17 protein-coding genes are annotated in these 17,532 nt (G+C 46.2%); 8 read left to right on the top strand and 9 right to left on the bottom strand.

Annotated features, from left to right (window positions below; all coding sequences use genetic code 11):
* Positions 1 to 164 precede the first annotated feature (164 nt).
* The 3 genes from GXP69_RS16840 (at position 165) to GXP69_RS16830 (ending at position 3,545) form a co-directional block, all read left to right on the top strand.
* A complete protein-coding gene (locus GXP69_RS16840) occupies positions 165 to 791 on the top strand; it encodes a DUF1684 domain-containing protein (RefSeq protein WP_163916476.1) in 627 nt (208 codons plus the stop codon).
* Between the two features lie 833 nt (positions 792 to 1,624).
* Positions 1,625 to 2,713, top strand: coding sequence for a glycine cleavage system aminomethyltransferase GcvT (gene gcvT, locus GXP69_RS16835; RefSeq protein WP_163916474.1), 1,089 nt, complete (start codon positions 1,625 to 1,627; stop codon positions 2,711 to 2,713).
* A gap of 106 nt (positions 2,714 to 2,819) precedes the next feature.
* A complete protein-coding gene (locus GXP69_RS16830) occupies positions 2,820 to 3,545 on the top strand; it encodes a 2-phosphosulfolactate phosphatase (RefSeq protein ID WP_163916472.1) in 726 nt (241 codons plus the stop codon).
* A gap of 300 nt (positions 3,546 to 3,845) precedes the next feature.
* Here the strand turns inward: GXP69_RS16830 and GXP69_RS16825 are convergent, their stop codons facing one another.
* The 3 genes from GXP69_RS16825 to dtd form a co-directional block, all read right to left on the bottom strand.
* Entirely contained in the window at positions 3,846 to 4,172 is a 327-nt protein-coding gene (locus GXP69_RS16825; RefSeq protein ID WP_163916470.1) for a nucleotide pyrophosphohydrolase, read from the bottom strand.
* Between the two features lie 9 nt (positions 4,173 to 4,181).
* Positions 4,182 to 5,096, bottom strand: a complete 915-nt coding sequence (locus GXP69_RS16820; protein ID WP_163916468.1) for a hypothetical protein — start codon at positions 5,094 to 5,096, stop codon at positions 4,182 to 4,184.
* A 75-nt stretch (positions 5,097 to 5,171) separates the two neighbouring features.
* Positions 5,172 to 5,624: a D-aminoacyl-tRNA deacylase gene (dtd, locus tag GXP69_RS16815; protein ID WP_163916467.1), complete on the bottom strand. Its 453-nt coding sequence runs from the start codon at positions 5,622 to 5,624 to the stop codon at positions 5,172 to 5,174.
* Between the two features lie 619 nt (positions 5,625 to 6,243).
* On the opposite strand from dtd, the gene GXP69_RS16810 reads away from it, so the two are divergent.
* Positions 6,244 to 6,381, top strand: a complete 138-nt coding sequence (locus tag GXP69_RS16810; RefSeq protein WP_163916465.1) for a hypothetical protein — start codon at positions 6,244 to 6,246, stop codon at positions 6,379 to 6,381.
* Positions 6,382 to 6,573: 192 nt separating this feature from the next.
* Here the strand turns inward: GXP69_RS16810 and GXP69_RS16805 are convergent, their stop codons facing one another.
* The gene (locus GXP69_RS16805) at positions 6,574 to 7,137 is read right to left on the bottom strand and encodes a hypothetical protein (RefSeq protein WP_235925800.1); all 564 of its coding nucleotides are present in this window, start codon (positions 7,135 to 7,137) and stop codon (positions 6,574 to 6,576) included.
* A gap of 203 nt (positions 7,138 to 7,340) precedes the next feature.
* Here GXP69_RS16805 and GXP69_RS16800 point away from each other — a divergent pair, with 203 nt between their 5' ends.
* Complete coding sequence (locus tag GXP69_RS16800) at positions 7,341 to 8,225, top strand: ATP-grasp domain-containing protein (RefSeq protein ID WP_235925798.1); 885 nt, start codon at positions 7,341 to 7,343, stop codon at positions 8,223 to 8,225.
* A 10-nt stretch (positions 8,226 to 8,235) separates the two neighbouring features.
* On the opposite strand, the gene GXP69_RS16795 is transcribed toward GXP69_RS16800, so the two are convergent.
* Positions 8,236 to 9,099 (bottom strand): universal stress protein, encoded by an 864-nt coding sequence (locus tag GXP69_RS16795; protein ID WP_163916461.1) that lies wholly within the window; start codon positions 9,097 to 9,099, stop codon positions 8,236 to 8,238.
* Between the two features lie 136 nt (positions 9,100 to 9,235).
* On the opposite strand from GXP69_RS16795, the gene GXP69_RS16790 reads away from it, so the two are divergent.
* On the top strand, positions 9,236 to 11,971 hold the full coding sequence (locus GXP69_RS16790) for a hypothetical protein (RefSeq protein WP_163916460.1): 2,736 nt from the start codon (positions 9,236 to 9,238) through the stop codon (positions 11,969 to 11,971).
* A 162-nt stretch (positions 11,972 to 12,133) separates the two neighbouring features.
* Here the strand turns inward: GXP69_RS16790 and GXP69_RS16785 are convergent, their stop codons facing one another.
* The gene (locus tag GXP69_RS16785; protein WP_163916458.1) at positions 12,134 to 14,239 is read right to left on the bottom strand and encodes a carboxy terminal-processing peptidase; all 2,106 of its coding nucleotides are present in this window, start codon (positions 14,237 to 14,239) and stop codon (positions 12,134 to 12,136) included.
* 237 nt (positions 14,240 to 14,476) lie between these two features.
* Here GXP69_RS16785 and GXP69_RS16780 point away from each other — a divergent pair, with 237 nt between their 5' ends.
* Together GXP69_RS16780 and GXP69_RS16775 are read left to right on the top strand one after the other, a co-directional pair.
* The gene (locus GXP69_RS16780) at positions 14,477 to 14,923 is read left to right on the top strand and encodes a ferritin-like domain-containing protein (RefSeq protein WP_163916456.1); all 447 of its coding nucleotides are present in this window, start codon (positions 14,477 to 14,479) and stop codon (positions 14,921 to 14,923) included.
* Positions 14,924 to 15,014: 91 nt separating this feature from the next.
* Complete coding sequence (locus GXP69_RS16775) at positions 15,015 to 15,566, top strand: arylesterase (RefSeq protein ID WP_163916454.1); 552 nt, start codon at positions 15,015 to 15,017, stop codon at positions 15,564 to 15,566.
* Positions 15,567 to 15,583: 17 nt separating this feature from the next.
* Here the strand turns inward: GXP69_RS16775 and GXP69_RS16770 are convergent, their stop codons facing one another.
* The 3 genes from GXP69_RS16770 to GXP69_RS16760 all read right to left on the bottom strand — a co-directional run bounded on the left by GXP69_RS16770 (position 15,584) and on the right by GXP69_RS16760 (position 17,396).
* Positions 15,584 to 16,177 (bottom strand): DUF4142 domain-containing protein, encoded by a 594-nt coding sequence (locus GXP69_RS16770; protein WP_163916453.1) that lies wholly within the window; start codon positions 16,175 to 16,177, stop codon positions 15,584 to 15,586.
* A gap of 54 nt (positions 16,178 to 16,231) precedes the next feature.
* Positions 16,232 to 16,654, bottom strand: a complete 423-nt coding sequence (locus GXP69_RS16765) for a response regulator (protein ID WP_163916451.1) — start codon at positions 16,652 to 16,654, stop codon at positions 16,232 to 16,234.
* A 205-nt stretch (positions 16,655 to 16,859) separates the two neighbouring features.
* The gene (locus GXP69_RS16760) at positions 16,860 to 17,396 is read right to left on the bottom strand and encodes a general stress protein (protein WP_163916640.1); all 537 of its coding nucleotides are present in this window, start codon (positions 17,394 to 17,396) and stop codon (positions 16,860 to 16,862) included.
* Between the last annotated feature and the right edge of the window lie 136 nt (positions 17,397 to 17,532).

Here is a 17,532-nt window from a genome sequence, read left to right as displayed (position 1 = left end):
TATAAACGCAACTGGATTAACGAATATAACATATATAGTAAATATAATACTATAAGTTGGGTTTTAGAAATATCTAAGTTGCAATCAGAAGCAGTTGCCGCACATCTGCTTCCTTTCCACCCTAAAATTTCCGACCTTTGTGGCGAACTTTAGCTACAGAAATTATGCAACGCCCTGTTAAGCTCCTTCTTTTTGCCGGTATCGCGCTGGTGCTTTTTTATTTTGTAAACGAGACCTTCTTCAGCGACGAGAACTACATCAAACCTCTTTTGAAAGAACGGGAAGATAAAGATCTGTCGTTCAGAAGCCGTGCCAACACTCCGTTTACCGAGGAAGGCCGCCGCAGCTTTACCAACCTGATTTACTATGAGCCTGACTTGAGTTACAGGGTACATGCCAAAATAGAAGAGTTGCCCAAGCAAGACACCTTGCTGATGACACTCACTAATGGCAGTTACGAACCTTACTTGCGCTATGCAGCTGCTACTTTTGAGTTAGAAGGACAGCCACAGCGCCTGACACTTTATAAAAAGCTTTCAGAAAATAAAGAAGAGCTGTTCGTGCCTTTCACTGATAAAACCAACGGTTTCGAAACGTATGGCGGAGGCCGTTACCTGGATGTGCCATTTAAAGAGAATGCCAAAACAATCGTACTGGATTTCAACCGCGCTTATAGTCCATTTTGTGCGTTTAACCCAGAATATGTCTGCCCTGTTCCTCCAAAAGATAACCGCTTGACGGTATCCATACCAGCAGGAGAGAAGACCTATGAGGCACATCATAACCTATAAGTTCGTCTGAACCGCGGATTAAGGGGAATTTGATGGATTGAAGCTATGCGGTATAGTTGCGGCTGCTATAGTTCTGTAGTTGCTGTAATCCAACCACCCCTTTATCCCCTCAAAGCTACGCTCGCTACCTTCGAAATCGCTTCTCGGTAGTCTAAGGCGGGGAGCTTCTTGGCTATTGCTACAGTTGCTGCTATAGTACCATAGTTGGTTTTAACCCACCCCTGCCCCTCCCAAGAGGGGAATTTCTGTTCTTACTATAGTTGCTTATTTAGTTTTATAATTACAACCCACGAACAGGACAGGTTTACCTGGCCCCACGAAACTATAACCACGGAAAGGCGATGTAACTATAGCCATTCAACAAACTATAGTAGTAGCTATCGAAGGGTCACAGTCTTTGGGTTGAGCGCCTTGTAGATTTCTGGTGCCGCCAGGCATGGCGACGCAGGAGCAAAAGAAATGTACACCGCGCGATGCCCGAAGACGGGGCCCCGCGGCCGTGAGCGCACCAAAACCAACTATAAAACGATAGGAAAGTAAAGCTCCCAGGATCAGAAGTAACTATAGCATGAACTGCTTATGGCAACAACGGCAAGCTATAGAAAGATAGCTACAACTATAGTTTGAAATAGATTTCTCACTTTGTTCGAAATGACAAATGAGGCAAGACTACAGTGATTCCAAATTATTACACTTCCAAGCTACAACCAAAGGTCATGAACTATTAAAACAACCCTCTACAGCGTACCATCAACAAATTCATATTTCAGCCGTCAGCAATAAAAAAGTTTAGTTACTTTTGCTATAGAACCCCTTGAGTAAAGAATAAGATCATGGAATTAAAGAAAATAGCCTTAAACGATGTACACGAAGCACTTGGCGCTAAAATGGTGCCTTTTGCCGGTTATAATATGCCTGTTCGTTACTCTTCAGATTTAGAAGAGCATAACACGGTGCGTAATGCTGTTGGTATTTTTGATGTGTCGCACATGGGCGAGTTCCTGGTGCAGGGACCAGGCGCTCTGGACCTGATTCAGCGCATAACTACTAATGACGCCTCTAAACTGACGCCAGGTAAGATTCAGTACTCCTGCTTCCCGAACGAGCAGGGCGGTATTGTGGATGACCTGCTGGTGTACTGCATGGGCGAAGAAGATTACCTGCTGGTAGTTAATGCTTCTAACATCGATAAGGACTGGGAGTGGATCAACAAGTATAACACAGGTGGCGTGAAGCTGACGAATATTTCAGACGAGATGTCGCTGTTTGCAGTTCAGGGTCCTAAAACTGTGGATGCCTTACAGTCGCTTACAAAGCTGGACCTGGGCAGTATGGTATACTATACGTTTGATAAAGGCGAGTTTGCTGGCGTACAGGATGTAATCGTTTCAGCTACAGGTTATACTGGCTCAGGCGGTTTCGAGATCTATGTGAAGAACGAAGATGCGAAACGCGTATTTGATGCCATTATGGAAGCAGGGAAGGAGCATGGCATTAAGCCAATCGGTTTAGGTGCCCGCGACACGCTGCGCCTGGAAATGGGCTTCTGCCTGTACGGTAACGATATAAACGATACTACTTCGCCGTTGGAGGCCGGTCTTGGCTGGATCACGAAGTTCGATAAGGAATTTGTGAACTCTGCTAACCTGAAAGCTCAGAAAGAAGCAGGCGTAGAACGCAAGTTGGTTGGTTTCGAAATGCTGGAAAAAGCAATTCCGAGAGCACATTACGAGATCGTGAACGAAGCTGGTGAGCAGATCGGTGAAGTAACTTCTGGTACAATGTCGCCATCTATGGGTAAAGGCATTGGACTGGGTTATGTTAAGACCGAGCTCAGCAAGCCTGGCACTGAGATCTTTATCCGCGTGCGTAATAAAGATATGAAAGCGCAGATCGTTAAACTGCCTATCCTTAAAAAGTAATTCTTGTGACTTTTTGACAAAGGACTAATTGACAAAAGACAGGGTTTAGCGCCTTCAATATTTTGTCATATAGTCCTTTGTCTTTCAGTCTAAAAATCAAAAATATATGCCAAGTATAGATGTGTGTTTCAGCCCGGAGCTGTTGCACTTGTATGAGCTGAAGGGAAAAGCCGTTGTGGCAGTGGATATACTTCGTGCTACTTCAACTATGGTGGCTGCTTTTGCGCATGGCGCTACGGACATTATTCCGGTAATGAAGTTGGAAGAATGCCAGGCCTATGCGGGCAAGGGCTGCCTGATTGCAGCCGAACGTGACGGTGTAAAGGCAGAAGGTTTTGATCTGGGTAACTCGCCGTTTGCGTACATGAATGGCAATGTGCAGGGCAGAACCATTGCCATTACCACTACCAACGGTACGCGCGCTATCCATTTATCTATGGATGCCGACGAGATTATAGTTGGTTCTTTTCTGAACCTGCAGGCTGTAGCCGATCATCTGAAGGAGCTGCAACTGGATGTGCTGGTAGTTTGCGCTGGCTGGAAAGGCAAGTTTAACCTGGAAGACACACTGTATGCCGGTGCGTTAACCGAGCGACTTCAGGGAGACTTTACTTTTGAAAATGACGCTACCCTTGCTTCGCTGTATCTGTACCAGACTGCAAAAAATGACTTGGCAGGTTTCTTGAGACAGTCATCACATGTGCGCCGCTTGGAAAACCTGGAAATCCATAAAGATGTGGAATTCTGCTTGCTGCACGATCAATATAACGTGTTGCCAGTTTGGAAGAATGACAGGCTGGTAGATCTTGGGGTCGGGCAGTTAAAGAGTTAGAAAGTTTGGAAGTTAGAAAGTTAAAAGGGAAGTGTAGCCGTGGTTGCACTTCCCTTTTTTGTTTGTCTTGAACTATAGCTATAGATTAGAGCTTCTCCCTCGCGCGCGTGAGCTACGAGCAGACTCTGGCCGTGCTTAACTATAGGTTATAGTTTACAGCTATAGTTATTAATAGAGCTATAGTTCAAAACCGGATGATAACGTGGCGGGACGCCATAAGATAGCGCACACTCGCGGGACGCGAGCGAGTGCATTGGATATTATAAACTTTCTAACTTCTAAACTTCTCAACTTTCTAACTTACTTCAGCTTGGGGTTTTGCTTATGGCGCTGGCTATCGCGTTGTGTTTTTTTAGCCAGGTTCTTTTCCATGGCTTCGGTCAGGTTTACGCCGGTTTGGTTAGCCAGGCAGATAAGTACAAACAGCACATCGGCCAGTTCATCGCCTAAGTCTTTGCCGGTATCGCTTTGTTTGAATGATTGCTCGCCGTATTGCCTGGAAATAATCCGGGCTACCTCGCCAACTTCTTCGGTAAGAATTGCCATGTTGGTGAGCTCACTAAAGTAACGCACACCATTTTCTTTTATCCAGTTATCTACTACCTGTTGTGCTTCCTGTATGGTCATGTTCGGAATTTATTTCCCGAATTTAATCACAAAATCAACATAGGGCACACCAATGGTTACACTTTCAGCAATATCGGGGTTGTTCAGAAAAGCCAGGTCTACCGTAATGCGCTCGCCCATAAACCGTATGCCATAGGAATAAATAGCGCCGCTTATGTCTTCGCTGGGTACAAACCAATTCTCCGATACCAGGCCAATTCTGCGGCTAAGCCTGGTCATACCACTCAGGGTAATAATCGGTTTTTCAGAGAAACTGCCATCCACAAATCCATAGCCTAGTCCTACTGTAGCGTTGTTGTCGGTGTTGCCATAGGTTACAATGCCGTAGCCAATTCCCAAACCCGAAAAACCGTCATCGGCAAGGGTAGAAGTAAGGTAGAGTACACCACCTCCAGCGCGCCATTTGTTAGCAATGTGAAACGTGTATTTGGGTGTAAAGAAAAAAGTAGGCTCCCCTGAAAAGGTAGAAATCAGTTCAAAACCGCCGCCTATTGTAAAGTTATCCGTAACGCCATAGTTAAACGAGTTGAGCACCAGGTATGTGTTCTGGTAATAGGCCTCGCCACGACGCAAACTGTAAGCCGAAGGGCTAAACAGGTATCGGCTTGCGTTGGGGTTCTCGTACCAATATTGCCCATTCCTATAGTTGCGCTCATCTAAAATACGGTAACTTTTAACCTTGTTGTGAGGAATAATGATGGTGCCTGCGCTTTCGGTTTGCAGCCTGATACCGTTTTCATCCTGCCCCAGAAAGATACCCTGATAAACAGAGCCATCTTTGGTCTCTACTATCCAGCGTTGTGGTTGTATAGTTTGAGTGATAGTAGTATCTGTTTGCGCTTGGGCTGGGAGGCAAACTATAGCTGACAGCAGGAGACAGCAGATAAGCAGAAAATGGCGGATGAAAAGAGCAGGAGCAGCCATAAAATATTCAGCTAAGAGTATAACTATAGCTAAATATACGGATCGTTTGATATTTTACAATATCATCTCATTATTTTACTCTTTATTCTGCGAGTCTATCGTTATCGTAACAGGGCCGTCGTTCAACAGCGCAACTTTCATGTCGGCACCAAACTCACCGGTCTGCACTTTTTTGCTCAAAGCAGCTTCCAGGTAAGCGATAAATTTCTCGTAGAGCGGGATAGCTATAGTTGGCGGGGCAGCATTGATGTAGGAGGGGCGGTTGCCTTTTTTAGTGCTGGCAAATAAAGTAAACTGGCTGATAACCAGTATGTCCCCGTTCACATCCTGCACACTCAGGTTCATCTTGTCGTCGGTATCGCTGAAGATGCGCAACTGAGCAATTTTACTGGCCGTCCACTTCAGGTCTTCTTCCGTATCGGTCGGGCAGAAGCCAGCCAGCACCAGCAATCCTAGGCCTATTTCACCTTTTACCTGCCCATCTATCGTCACCGAAGCCTGTGTTACCCGTTGTATGACTACTCGCATTTTGATTATTAGTGGTTAATTGATAATTGTTGGCAAAGATAGATGTTAAATTTTCAAAAGGTGTAAGGTTTGTCTGAGTCAGGATTTACAGGGTTAAGGGATTTTGCTATAGCATGAGCTATAGTTTTATAGTTGAGCTCTCACTTCTAGCGCGGGTTTGTAACCTGAGTCTTACAATGGGGTTGAGCTTGCAACCCAACTGGCTTGAAAGGATGTCTGAACCGGGATTAGGCGGATTTAATGGATTTTCATGATTGAGGTGTTTGCTTTAGTTTGACTCTATCGTTCTATAGTTGTTGTTTGTCCAACTACCTTTGTTTTGTTTACCTCACCCCAGCCCTCTCCTTTTATCGAGGGCCCCTACCCCCAAAACAGGAGAGGGAGTTTTTAACCGTTTCTAGTTAGGGCTATAGTTCTATAGTTGGCCATTAACCCACCCCTGCCCCTCCCAAGAGGGGAATTGCGGCTATAGTTATAGTTGAGACTATAGTTTTATAGTTACAAATCATAAACAGGGCAGGTTTACTTGGCCCCACGGAACTACAACCCCGGAAAGGCGATGCAACTATAGCTATTGAAATAACTATAGCTTAACTATCGAGTAATTTCAGTCTTTGGGTTGAGCGCCTCGAGAGGTTCCGGTGCCGATAGGCATGGCGACGAAGGAGCCAAGGAAGCGAAAGCAGCGCGATGCCCGAAGACGAGGCCCCGCGGCCGTGAGCGCACCAAAGCCAACTATAGCACTATAGATCAGTAGAGCTCCTAGGATAAGAGGAAGCTATGAAAGAAACTGCTTGTGTCCAGTGGCAACTATAGTTAGCTATAGGACATATAAGATGTCTCGGCTGCGCTCGACATGACAGTATTAGAAAGGAAATAGAAGATCCCTGGGTTAACACTCAGAATGGCAAGATGGAATATCTGAGCTTGTTAAGCAGAATTCTAAACCTTAATCCACATACCCCTCATAAAAAATACGCGAAACCTTGCCGTTTTTCAGGAAGAAATAGAGCGAGATAGGGGCACCTTCTGAGGTAGACGCTACAATTTTGTCAGGGCTTTGCTGAATGCGGATGTTTTGACCTTTCAGGCGGGCGGTGAGTTCTTCCTGCGGCATGCCTACACGCAGGTTGTTACGCAGTGTTATGGAGCTGTTCCGGATATCAGCTACCTGTAGTAGCAACTTGCCGGATCGGGTAGGGGCGTATAGCTCCAGCATGGAGTTACCAAAACGAATGGTATAGATCGTGTCGGTAACGTCGGGGCGATGGAGGTTTTCTACCGGATCGGCCTCTACCCAAAAATCGTCCTGAATTTTATCAAAGTAAGCGCTGAGCGAATTGCTTTTTGCAGGACTGGCAACAAACGGATTACCCAAGAGCGTTAAAGAGGCAGGAGCTCTACGGTTAGAACGGACAGAAGTGGTATCGCCGGAAGCGCGGTTTAAAGGCGATTCAAATTCTTCCTGCGGCTGTTCTGTAGTACATGCCGAAGCCACATGTTGTACCAGCAACAGCAAAACCAGCAGCCGTATAGTCAGCGCATACCGGGGGGGGAAAGTTTTGCAAAGCAGGCAGAGCATGGTATCAGTGGAAAAGGGTAAAGCTTATACCTCACATACGAGAACCACGCACTTTAATGTTTTGTTTAAAAGTGCCTTCGGCTATAGTTTCTGCGCTGCCCAAAGTATAATTTCGCAGCAAAGATGATACAAAAATGCAAATACAACAAATCGCGCTGATAACCTGCCAGAGCCTGGGCAACTACACCGCAAATGCCGACTCGGAAGATGAACGTTTATACCAGTTTTTGAAGGCAAAAGAGCTGCCTGTAACGTGGCAGGTGTGGGACGATCCGAACGTGAACTGGGAGAATTTTGACGCCATTATTATTAAATCTCCCTGGGACTATTTTGACAAGATAGATGCCTTTTACGCCTGGCTGAACGAACTGGAAAGCAAAAAATGCAAGGTGCTGAACCCTGTAAAAACGCTTCGCTGGAATGCCGATAAGTTATACTTTAAAGACCTGGAAGCACAGGATATTAAAGTAGTGCCAACCGTTTGGCTGGAACAAGGCCAGACTTTCGATGCGACCTGTATTTTTGAAAAGTTAAAAGCAGAGAAAATTATTGTGAAGCCTCGCGTAAGTGGAGGTGCTAAAAATACTTTTGCCTTAACCAAAGAAGAAGCCGTAGCTAAAACCCAAACTATAAACCAGTTGCTGCAGCAGGAACCATTTCTGGCGCAGCCATTCCTGGAAGAGATTAAAACGCAGGGTGAATGGTCGTTTATTTTCTTTAACAGCAACTATAGCCACACCGTGCTTAAAACTGCCAAACCCGGCGATTTTAGGGTGCAGCACTTCTTTGGCGGAACTATACATACCCCTGAGCCGCCGGCAGCTTTACTGCAAACCGCTGAGCAGGTAGTAAATAAATTTGCAGCCGACTGCCTGTATGCCCGTGTGGATGGCGTTGCCCTGCAGAACGAACTAGTGCTGATGGAACTGGAACTGATAGAACCGTTCCTGTTTTTGAGCACAGCAGAGGGTAGCCTGGACCGCTATTATGAGGCCCTTATGAAACTGCTGGAGCAGTAAACTATAGTTCTCAGCTGTTGGCATGTAATATCAGCAGCGGTACCTGCGACTCCAGCACCATGCGTTTGGCAAGGCTGGGGTTCAGCAGCGAGCCCAACAGCGTGCGCGAATGTGTGGTAAGCGCTACCAGGTCTATTGCCTGTTCTGATACAAATTTCTGCAGTGCCTGGGCCACGTCTTCGCCATCCAGTAAGGTATAGGTGATATTAGCTGCTGCATGTTGCTGTAGTTTCTGGCGGAGCTTTTCTAGTTTCTCATGGTCTTCTGTGTCCGGATCATCGGTTACGTGCACACATTCTATAGCGGCTCCGAAAGGTTGTACCAGTTGCTGCAGGGTATTAAGTGCGGTTGTGTCGGCCTTGTCGAAATCCGTGGCGTACAGAATGCGGTTTATAGTTGCGCCCTCGTAAGTGGCAGGCACAGTAAGCACCGGTACCTCTACGTGCTGTATAATGCTGGTTGATACAGTGCCAAAGAAAGTACGCGCAATATTCGATTCTCCTTTGGTAAGCATCACCATCAGGTCAGGTTTAAAGCGTTGCACTTCCTCTTGTATGCAATCTTCCGGCATTCCGTACATAAGCACGCGCTCTACCTGCAGATTCCTGTTTACCTTTCTTACAGTATGGTATAGTTTGTCTAGCTTTTCTTCGGTTTCCTGCTGGTTACGGTGCAGCACATTATCTGTAACCAGTTCAGAAGCAGAGGTCTCATCTGTAAACGCCTTGCCTGATGCTGTTTCGTCCAGGTAGTCCTGGTAGCAGTGCAGCAGTACAAGCTGGGTATTGGCAAAATGCTGGCCAAAGGCAAGAGCAAATTCGCAGGCTTTGTTAGTGCCTTCCGTAAGATCAACAGGAACCAGTATTCTGAACATAGCAGGTATTGTTAAGTTTGGATAAAGTATACGTAGGTGTTCCTGTTTATAGTTGTTGCCCGAAACCGGTACCGAAAGCAGTTAAAAACTGTGGTTCAAAAATTTAATATATTTTTGTGTTCAGATATAGTACTTCATGCTGAAACGCCTATTCTTTTACTTTATCGGATTTGTGGTGCTGGCTTCGCTGGCTTACTATGGTTTTAGCCGGTGGCAAGCCTCTCGCGAGAAGGTAAATCTATGGGCAATTGTGCCGGAGAGTGCAGCTATAGTTGTAGAAACTAATAACCACGAAGCTCTGGCAGTACACCTTTCTAAAACCGGGCTCTGGCAAAGCTTGGAGGCGCTGCCTGTGGTGCAGGATTTTCAGGAAGGTATTTCGCTGCTCGATACGATTGCGCCTGGCAAACAACGTCTTGCACGGTTCCTGGATAAGAAAAACATACTCACATCGGCCCATGTAACGGCAGAGAAGGAGCTTGGCTTTGTGTTTTATGTACCGGTAAATTCGGTTGGCGAGCACCGCTTTTTACGCACGCTAACTGAAAATCTGGTAAAGCATCCCGATTTTGAGCAGACATCCCGGAACTATAATAATGTGCTGGTAACGGATGTAACGTACAAACCGCTCGACCTGCACTACACCTATTTCACGTATCATAACAACATCATCCTGAGTACATCAGCCGGGCTGATAAAAGAAGTGATTGACAAAGCTTCACAGGATAACCCCGTATCTATTGCCGGCGACTATAAAAGCGCGAATTACCTGAACCAGGCAGATGTTTATGCCAATGTGTTTGTAAATAACAGTGAGGTGCCAGCAGTGCTCAACCTTTTTCTGAACGATGATATAATGCCGCAGGTGCGTTACCTGAGCAGCCTGTGCCGCAACGGTATGCTTCAACTCAAGCTACAGGAAGACAAAATATTCCTGAACGGCTTCTCTAACCCAGACCTGGCAAAAACATCTTTACATACTAACCTATCGGCGGTAAAACCTAAAGCGATACGGGTAAAAGATTACCTGCCGGTGCGAACTGCCGTGCTTTTCCATTTTGGCGTGCAGCAGGTAACGCGTATAAAACAGTATCAGTCCTCGGTTAAATTTCCGCCGACACCTTACGATGCCACCATCGACAGCCTGGCGACTACAATCAGGCAGGAGCTGGCACTGGCTTACCTGGAATCGGCCAGCATCCGGACCAGCCCCGAAAAGGTGGTTTACGCCCGCACGGCTAATAAGGCGAGCGCCAGCATGCTGCTTAGTCAGTTAATAGCGCAGGCCAAAGTTTCAAGTAATAGTACGCCATATTCAGGTACGTATGGTGGTTTCACTATTCAGCAATTACCAGTTCCGGAATTGCCGGGGCGCATGTTTGGCGGCTTATTTACCGGTTTTGAAGAAAGCTATGTGGTAATGCTTGATGATTACCTGTTATTTACAGATGAACTGAGCACTGCCCGCTCGCTGATTGATGATATACTGGCCGAGAAGGTTTGGAGCAAATCAGCAACGCAACAGGCCTTTCAGGAGCAAACCCTGCAGGAGGCTAACTTCAGCTTCTTCCTGAATACTGTAAACGCCTGGAACATCCTGAGCCGTTATACTTCAGAAGATGAGCGGGAAAGCCTGCTGCAGTCTTCCTCGTTTATCCGGAGATTTAACCATGTGAGCCTGCAATATGCCCGTGTAGAAGGCCAATACTATACCAGCCTGGTGCTCTGGAAGCCGGAACGGAACAGCAAAACATCACAGCGTAATTTTACTGTGGCGTATTCGGTGCCTTTTGGCAGCAGGCTAATCTCTAAACCCTTTGCTGTGCGCAACATTGTGGATCGTAGCCGTGAAATTATTGTTCAGGATTCGGTATTTGCACTGCATAATATCACGTCTGATGGACGCCGTACCTGGTCTGATACACTGAGCAGCGCTGTGCGCGGCGACATAGTACAGCTCCCGCTTGGCCCCGATAGCAGGCTTCGTTACCTTTTTGCCACAGCCAACCGCATACACGCGCTCGATGGCCAGGGACGCTCTATTGAAAACTTCCCTTTTAACCTGACGGATACCGTAGCATTGCAGCGCCTGACCATAATAGACTACGAACGGAGCGGCAACTATAACCTGCTGGCCGACGACGAACTGGGTAACTTGCATATGTATGATATCCGGGGGAATGGCATACAGGGGTGGGAACCGCGCCGCATGGATTACAAGCTGGCCGCTGCGCCACAATACCTGCATGTAGGTAACCGCGATGTGATTCTGGTATTGCTGGAAAACGGGTACGTGTATGCCCTCAACCGGAATGGAGATGCTTACCAGGGTTTTCCGTTTAGCCTGAAGTCGCCGGTTACGGCCGGGGCAGTGGCAATTAAAGTAGGAGCAGACCTGCGGCGCACCGAGCTAGCTACCGTTACCCGATACGGCGAAGTGGTTACTTTTAATTTGCAGGGCCGGGTACTACGCAGGCAAAAATTACCCCGCCCAAGCAAAAATGCCATGTTTGAGCTGGTACAGGATGAATATAACTCGGCTGGCAGCTACGTGTTTGTAAGGCAGGAATTAGGAAAAGTAGCCATATTTGATCCGGAACGGAAGCTATTGTTCGAGAAGCGATTTGTAACATCGGCTCCTAAGCTGGTACAGTTCTTCAACTTTGGCGGCGGTCAGCTGATCTACGCTATTACTGAAACCGGTCCGCAGGAAACTTACCTTTATGATGCTGGTGGAAAACTTATAGGAGGTGCTCCTTTAGAGAGTAGTCAGCCTGTAACCATTTATCATAACGAGGCAGAGAATACCTACTCGCTTTACAAAGTGTATCGTAAAGAACTGCAGAAAGTAAATTTCAGATTGCAGCGTTAAGTAATACAGCAGATAAACTATAGTTTGCTATAGTTGTTCAGTCAGCTATAGTTGCTTTAACCAGCTCTAACTATAGTTGTTGCTGTCTGATCAAGATTAACACGGTATAAACAAAAGAGCCGGCTGTTAGCAGCCGGCTCTTTTGTTTATAGTTCAGGTTTATTAAGATTTGATGTCTTTCACAATCACATCAACTGCTTCTTCCAGGTAAATATCCTTTCTCAGGCTTTTCAGGAACTCATTGTTGCGGGCAACTTTGGCTGTATCTGTGCCTAAGGCTTTCAGGTCTTCCGGAAGTCTGCTCACGGTAAGTACCGGAACCTCTTTCTGTGCTTCTTCATAGCGTTTAGCTTCTTCCTCTGCACGTTTTTCTTCTTCCAGGTATTTCTCCAGCGACAGAGATCGAACTGTGTTATCAGCCTGCTTTTTCAATCGCTGTGCGCCTTCCTCAATCAGGTTAAAGCTTTTGTTTGAGCTGATACGTGCCTGGCTGTTCGATTTTATTTGGGCCAGGTTCATTTTTGTGTTGTTCCACGGCGTATACTTAGCCGGCTTTATCTCATCAAACGGAAGCGGGAAATCCTGCTCTTTTTCGCCGAACTCCAGGTAGGTGTAAGCATCCGGTAGTATGATATCCGGTGTAACACCACGCAGCTGTGTAGTACCGCCATTTACGCGATAAAACTTCTGCGTCGTAAGCTTAAGCGCTCCAAATGGTTTGTACGCATCAAACTGCGATGGCAGTGCCTCATCCAGCTCAAAGAACTGCTGAACAGTACCTTTGCCATAGGTCGGGCTACCTACAATTACAGCACGCTTATAGTCCTGCATGGCAGCAGCCAGAATTTCTGAAGCAGACGCACTGTTTGCATTAACCAGTATTACCAGCGGACCGGCATATTGTACCTGCGGATCGCGGTCGTCAAGCACAATAGCGCGGCCACCTGCTGTTTTAACCTGTACAATAGGTCCCTGCTCTATAAACAGGCCAGCCATTTTAACGGCATCCCCTAAAGAACCACCACCGTTGTTGCGCAGGTCCAGAACAAGACCCTGCATACCGGCAGCTTTCAGTTTTTCTACCTCACGCTTTACATCATCGGCGCTGTTAGGGCCACCTTTTCCTTCAAAGTCGGCATAGAAGCCAGGCAGTTTAATATAACCTATCTTCTTGTCGCCATCAATCATAGCAGATTGTGCATAGGTCTCTTCAAACACGATCACATCACGTACGATCGGGATTACTTTGATTGATCCGTCCGGCTTTTTAACGGTCAGGCGAACTTCAGTACCCTTTTTACCACGTATCAGCTGAATGGCATCATCCAGGCGCATGCCCTCTACAATAACAGGGTCTTTATCGCCCTGCGCTACTTTTTGGATAGCGTCGCCTGGTTTAAGGTCTCCCTGCAGGTAAGATGGGCTACCCGGTACAATTTCAGCTACTTTTATCTGGCCATCTTTTTCCTGTAACGATGCTCCGATACCTTCCAGGCGGCCTGTAAATTCGATATCAAAATCAGACTTGGCCTTTGGCGGGAAATAACCGGTGTGCGGATCGTATACGTTGGCAACAGCATTGATATAAGTCGAGCGTCTGTCGTCGCGGCTTATGCGCGCCATACGCTTATACAGGTCGTCGTATAGTTCCTTTACTTTGGTGCGGGCTTCTTCTTCCATCTGAGCCAGCGACTTGTTTTCTTTCTTTTCGCCTTTGGCTTCGTTCTGCGCTTTCTGCATGTCCGCCAGGCGAACCAGTGTCTGGTACTTCAGCTGCTTGCGCCATGCTTCTTTCAGCTCGTTCTTGTCTTTGGCAAAGGTCAGTTTATCGCCGTCCAGTTCTATCGTTTCATTTTTAGTGAAGTCGAATGGTTTGGCCAGTATTTCTTTATAGTATGCTTCCGACTCTTTTACACGCTGCTCAATCAAATCTGCTGAAATATCGAAGAAGTCAAAAGTACCGGCACGCAGCTGGTCGTCAATAAGGGTTTCGTACTGGCGCAGCTTTTCTACGTCAGAGGCCAGCAAAAATTTCTTGTTGTAATCGAGCCGCTCCAGATATAGTTTAAACGCTTTTTTAGAGAAGTTATCGTCTACTTTTTCAGGCTGAAAGTGGCCCTGGTTAAGGCCCTGCATCAGCACTTTCAGCAGTATCTCATTTTTACCCTCCGGAGTGGAGTTGGACCGGTAAAAAATAAAAGAAGCTGTTAGCAGTATTACCGCCAGTACCGATAAAATTATTTTAAATCTGGTTGTCAAGGATAGCATTTAGTTTAGTTTGTGGTACGCTAAATATATATACAAAAGTAATGCCGCAAGTACGGGTAAACAGTAGTAGGTGTAATGTAATATAAAAAGTTATCTTTTCACAAAACAGTTCCGGGTAGCCTCTAAAGTTAAATTATTATAATAGATAACATACGTACTTTGTTCTTGTTTCTTATAACTGTTGCTGATTTATTTTCGTTTTGATGTATGAAACAAACTTAATGTATGATGCAAAACATGAATAACAGAACTGCCGAAGTACTGAATGAGCTTACGCAGTTCGTAAACGACAGAATAGAAGGCTATAAAACAGCAGCCCGCGACACCAGGGATCCCGCTCATAAGGCGTATTACAACGAGCTTGTAAACCAGAGTCAGCAATTCTCGAACGAGCTGAACAGCACACTACGCAGCGTTGGTGGCGACTCGCAGCGGAGCACAACTATAAAAGGTAAGATCTTCCGTGGCTGGATGGATGTGAAATCCGGCATTACAGGAAAAGATGAAAAAGCCATTATAGAATCTAACCTGTATGGCGAGGAATGGGCACAGAAAGCTTATAACGATGCCCTGGAAAACCGTACTGAATTACCAAATGAGGTAGTACAGATGGTTGAAAAACAGAAGCAGGCCTCTATCGCCACCTGCGAGCATCTGAAGCAAATGAAGAATACAGTTGATTAACCTGCCTGCAGGCAGGCACTACAGCAAAGGGTTGCCTTAACTGGTAGCCCTTTGTTGTTTTTATAGTAGTAAGCATGAACCCTGGTTTTCTATGAAAAATATACTCTTTTTTGGTGACAGCTTAACAGCAGGCTATGGTTTGTCTCAGTCACAGGCGTATCCGGCGCTGGTACAGAAAATGCTGGAAGAGAATGGCTACACAAACTATAAAGTAGTCAACGCCGGCCTCAGCGGCGATACCACAGCCAGTGGTGTGTACCGCCTCGATAAATGGCTGCACCTGGATGTGAGCATATTTGTGCTGGTCCTTGGCGCAAACGACGGGCTACGCGGCATACCTACCCGCGAAACAACGATAAACCTGCAGGAAATGCTGGACAAGGCCAAACGCACCTGGCCAGATGTGAAAATCATACTCTCCGGCATGGAAATTCCGGACATTGTCCCTGGCCGCTATGCTGCAGAGTTCAGGATGCTTTTCAGGGAGCTGGCAATAAAGAACAACGTGCACTTTGTGCCGTTTTTGCTGGAGGGAGTGGCTGGTATGCGCCACCTGAACCTGCCAGATGGCGTGCACCCTAACGCCGAAGGGCAGAAGCTACTGGCAAAGCATACCTGGGCTGTACTGAAAGATATTCTGTAAACTCCCGAAACTATAGGTTATGTTCTGTTCTTAAGTTCCAGCTGGTGTGCGAGCGCCTGCTCGTAACGTGCACGCAGCTCCTTCTCTGATGTGCGTGCCCAGATACCAAATGCTGTTCCGTCGGCTTCCGTAACGTCTTTCAGCTGCTTTTCATAGGCATTCAGCGCCTTTTTCTGAGCGTCGGTTACGTTTTTCCAGTATTCCTTATCAAATTCAACGCCTTGTTTCTTGCCCAGGTCTTCGGCGTATTTGCGGTAGGTGTCTTCCAGGGTAACGTTCAGGTCTACTTTATAGCCCCGTGCAATTTCCTGCAACTCGTTCAGCTGTTTGGTGTAGTTATCTATCGCTTGCTGGCCGTATTGTTTTACGTTATCGGTGCTGCCTTTGGCTACTGCCAGCTTACCCAGCTCTATCTCCAGTAAGGTGTGCTGTGCTATAGTTTGCATCAGCTCCTTTTTATCCTCAGTAAGGGTCGTGTCTGAGGCTGCTGATGTCGTTTGTTCTTCGGGGTTGGTTGTGGCTGCATCCTGCTGGTTATTGTTGCTGTCTGAGGTGCAGGATGCCAGTGTGGCTGCTGTAATGGCAAAAGCGGCAAGTAATATGCGTTTCATAGTTTATGTGTTAGGTAGTATATCAGGTTTACCTAATCACATACGAAACTATAGTTAATTGTTTACCGGTGGTGTAAAATGATGGGCGAGCAAAGTGTTGAGCGTAGCCATGGATAATGGCTTTGGAATGAATCCAATAACAGAACTATAGTTCTTTATTCGTTCCATGTGATCTGGGTCCTGAGAAGAGCTGAACATGGAAATTAATGTTTGTTGGGTATGGCTGTAGCCCAAATGATGATACTGCTCCAGAAAATCGAAACCATCTAGCTCAGGCATGTTTATATCCAGTAGAATAAGGTCAGGGAAATGAGCATCCGGTGTGCCTGCCAAACTGCGTAACAGCTCAAGGGCTTCTATAGTGCTCTGGCAAACCGAAACGGCCTGACAAGCATTGGCATCTTCCAGGATAATCTGAGAAAACAAACTATTGATCTGGTCATCGTCAATTATAAGAATGTGCTTAAGCTTATACATAAGGTAGGGTAGGGCGCTGACTAAAACTGAACTTATATTGCAATATAAAGTAGAATTCTATAACTGACAAGTTAAGTTTTACATATTCCGGCACAATTGCCTAGCACAAAATGCAGCTGGAATGCTATAGTTTAAATCATAGTTTAAAACAAAATAGCACCCGGCAAACCGGGTGCTATTTTGTAAATGCCTATTTATCAATGTGTTAATAATAAATGTGCTCGCCACGATGTTTCTGGAAGTGCTCTTCAAAATAGCGGGCATCTTCTGGTGAATGTGGTCTGAAACCAAGTACAATATTTCCTTCTTTAATACCTGTTTCATATACTTTGGCGCGTTCCTCAGGAATACCGGCACCTACAAGTGCACCAATAAGGCCACCTGTTAAACCACCTGCACCTGCACCAGCCAAACCAGCAGCCAGCGGACCAGCTACTATCAGGCCAAGACCAGGAATGGCTACGGATGTACCAATGGCAGCGATTGCACCAACTATAGCACCCAGTGTACCACCAATGGCAGAACCTGCTCCGGCGCCCTCCAGCGATTTGTTACCTAGCTCTGTTGTATCGTCGGCATCCTCATTTCTGAAATGGCGCTTTCTGGCCTCATCCGACATCACTACATTTATATCGTCTTTGTCATAACCGCGGGCACGTAGTTCGTTGAACGCGCGCTCTGCGCTGTCTCTGTCACGGAACATGGCTGTCATCATGCCCTTGTTATCTGTTGTTCTGTTCATCATAGCTTTTTTATAGTTGTAAAATAGGTTAATACTATTAAATAAGTGGTTTTAATAACGGGCAACACTGTATTATAGTTGCGAAATGATCCGCAGCAATTAATGGATCTGATATGATTTTAAAACAAAAGCTCCC

It is taken from the genome of Pontibacter burrus (assembly GCF_010686685.1).
Lineage (GTDB): Bacteria > Bacteroidota > Bacteroidia > Cytophagales > Hymenobacteraceae > Pontibacter > Pontibacter burrus.
Note: the sequence above shows the minus strand (reverse complement) of the source record. Positions and strands in the feature narration are given on the sequence as shown.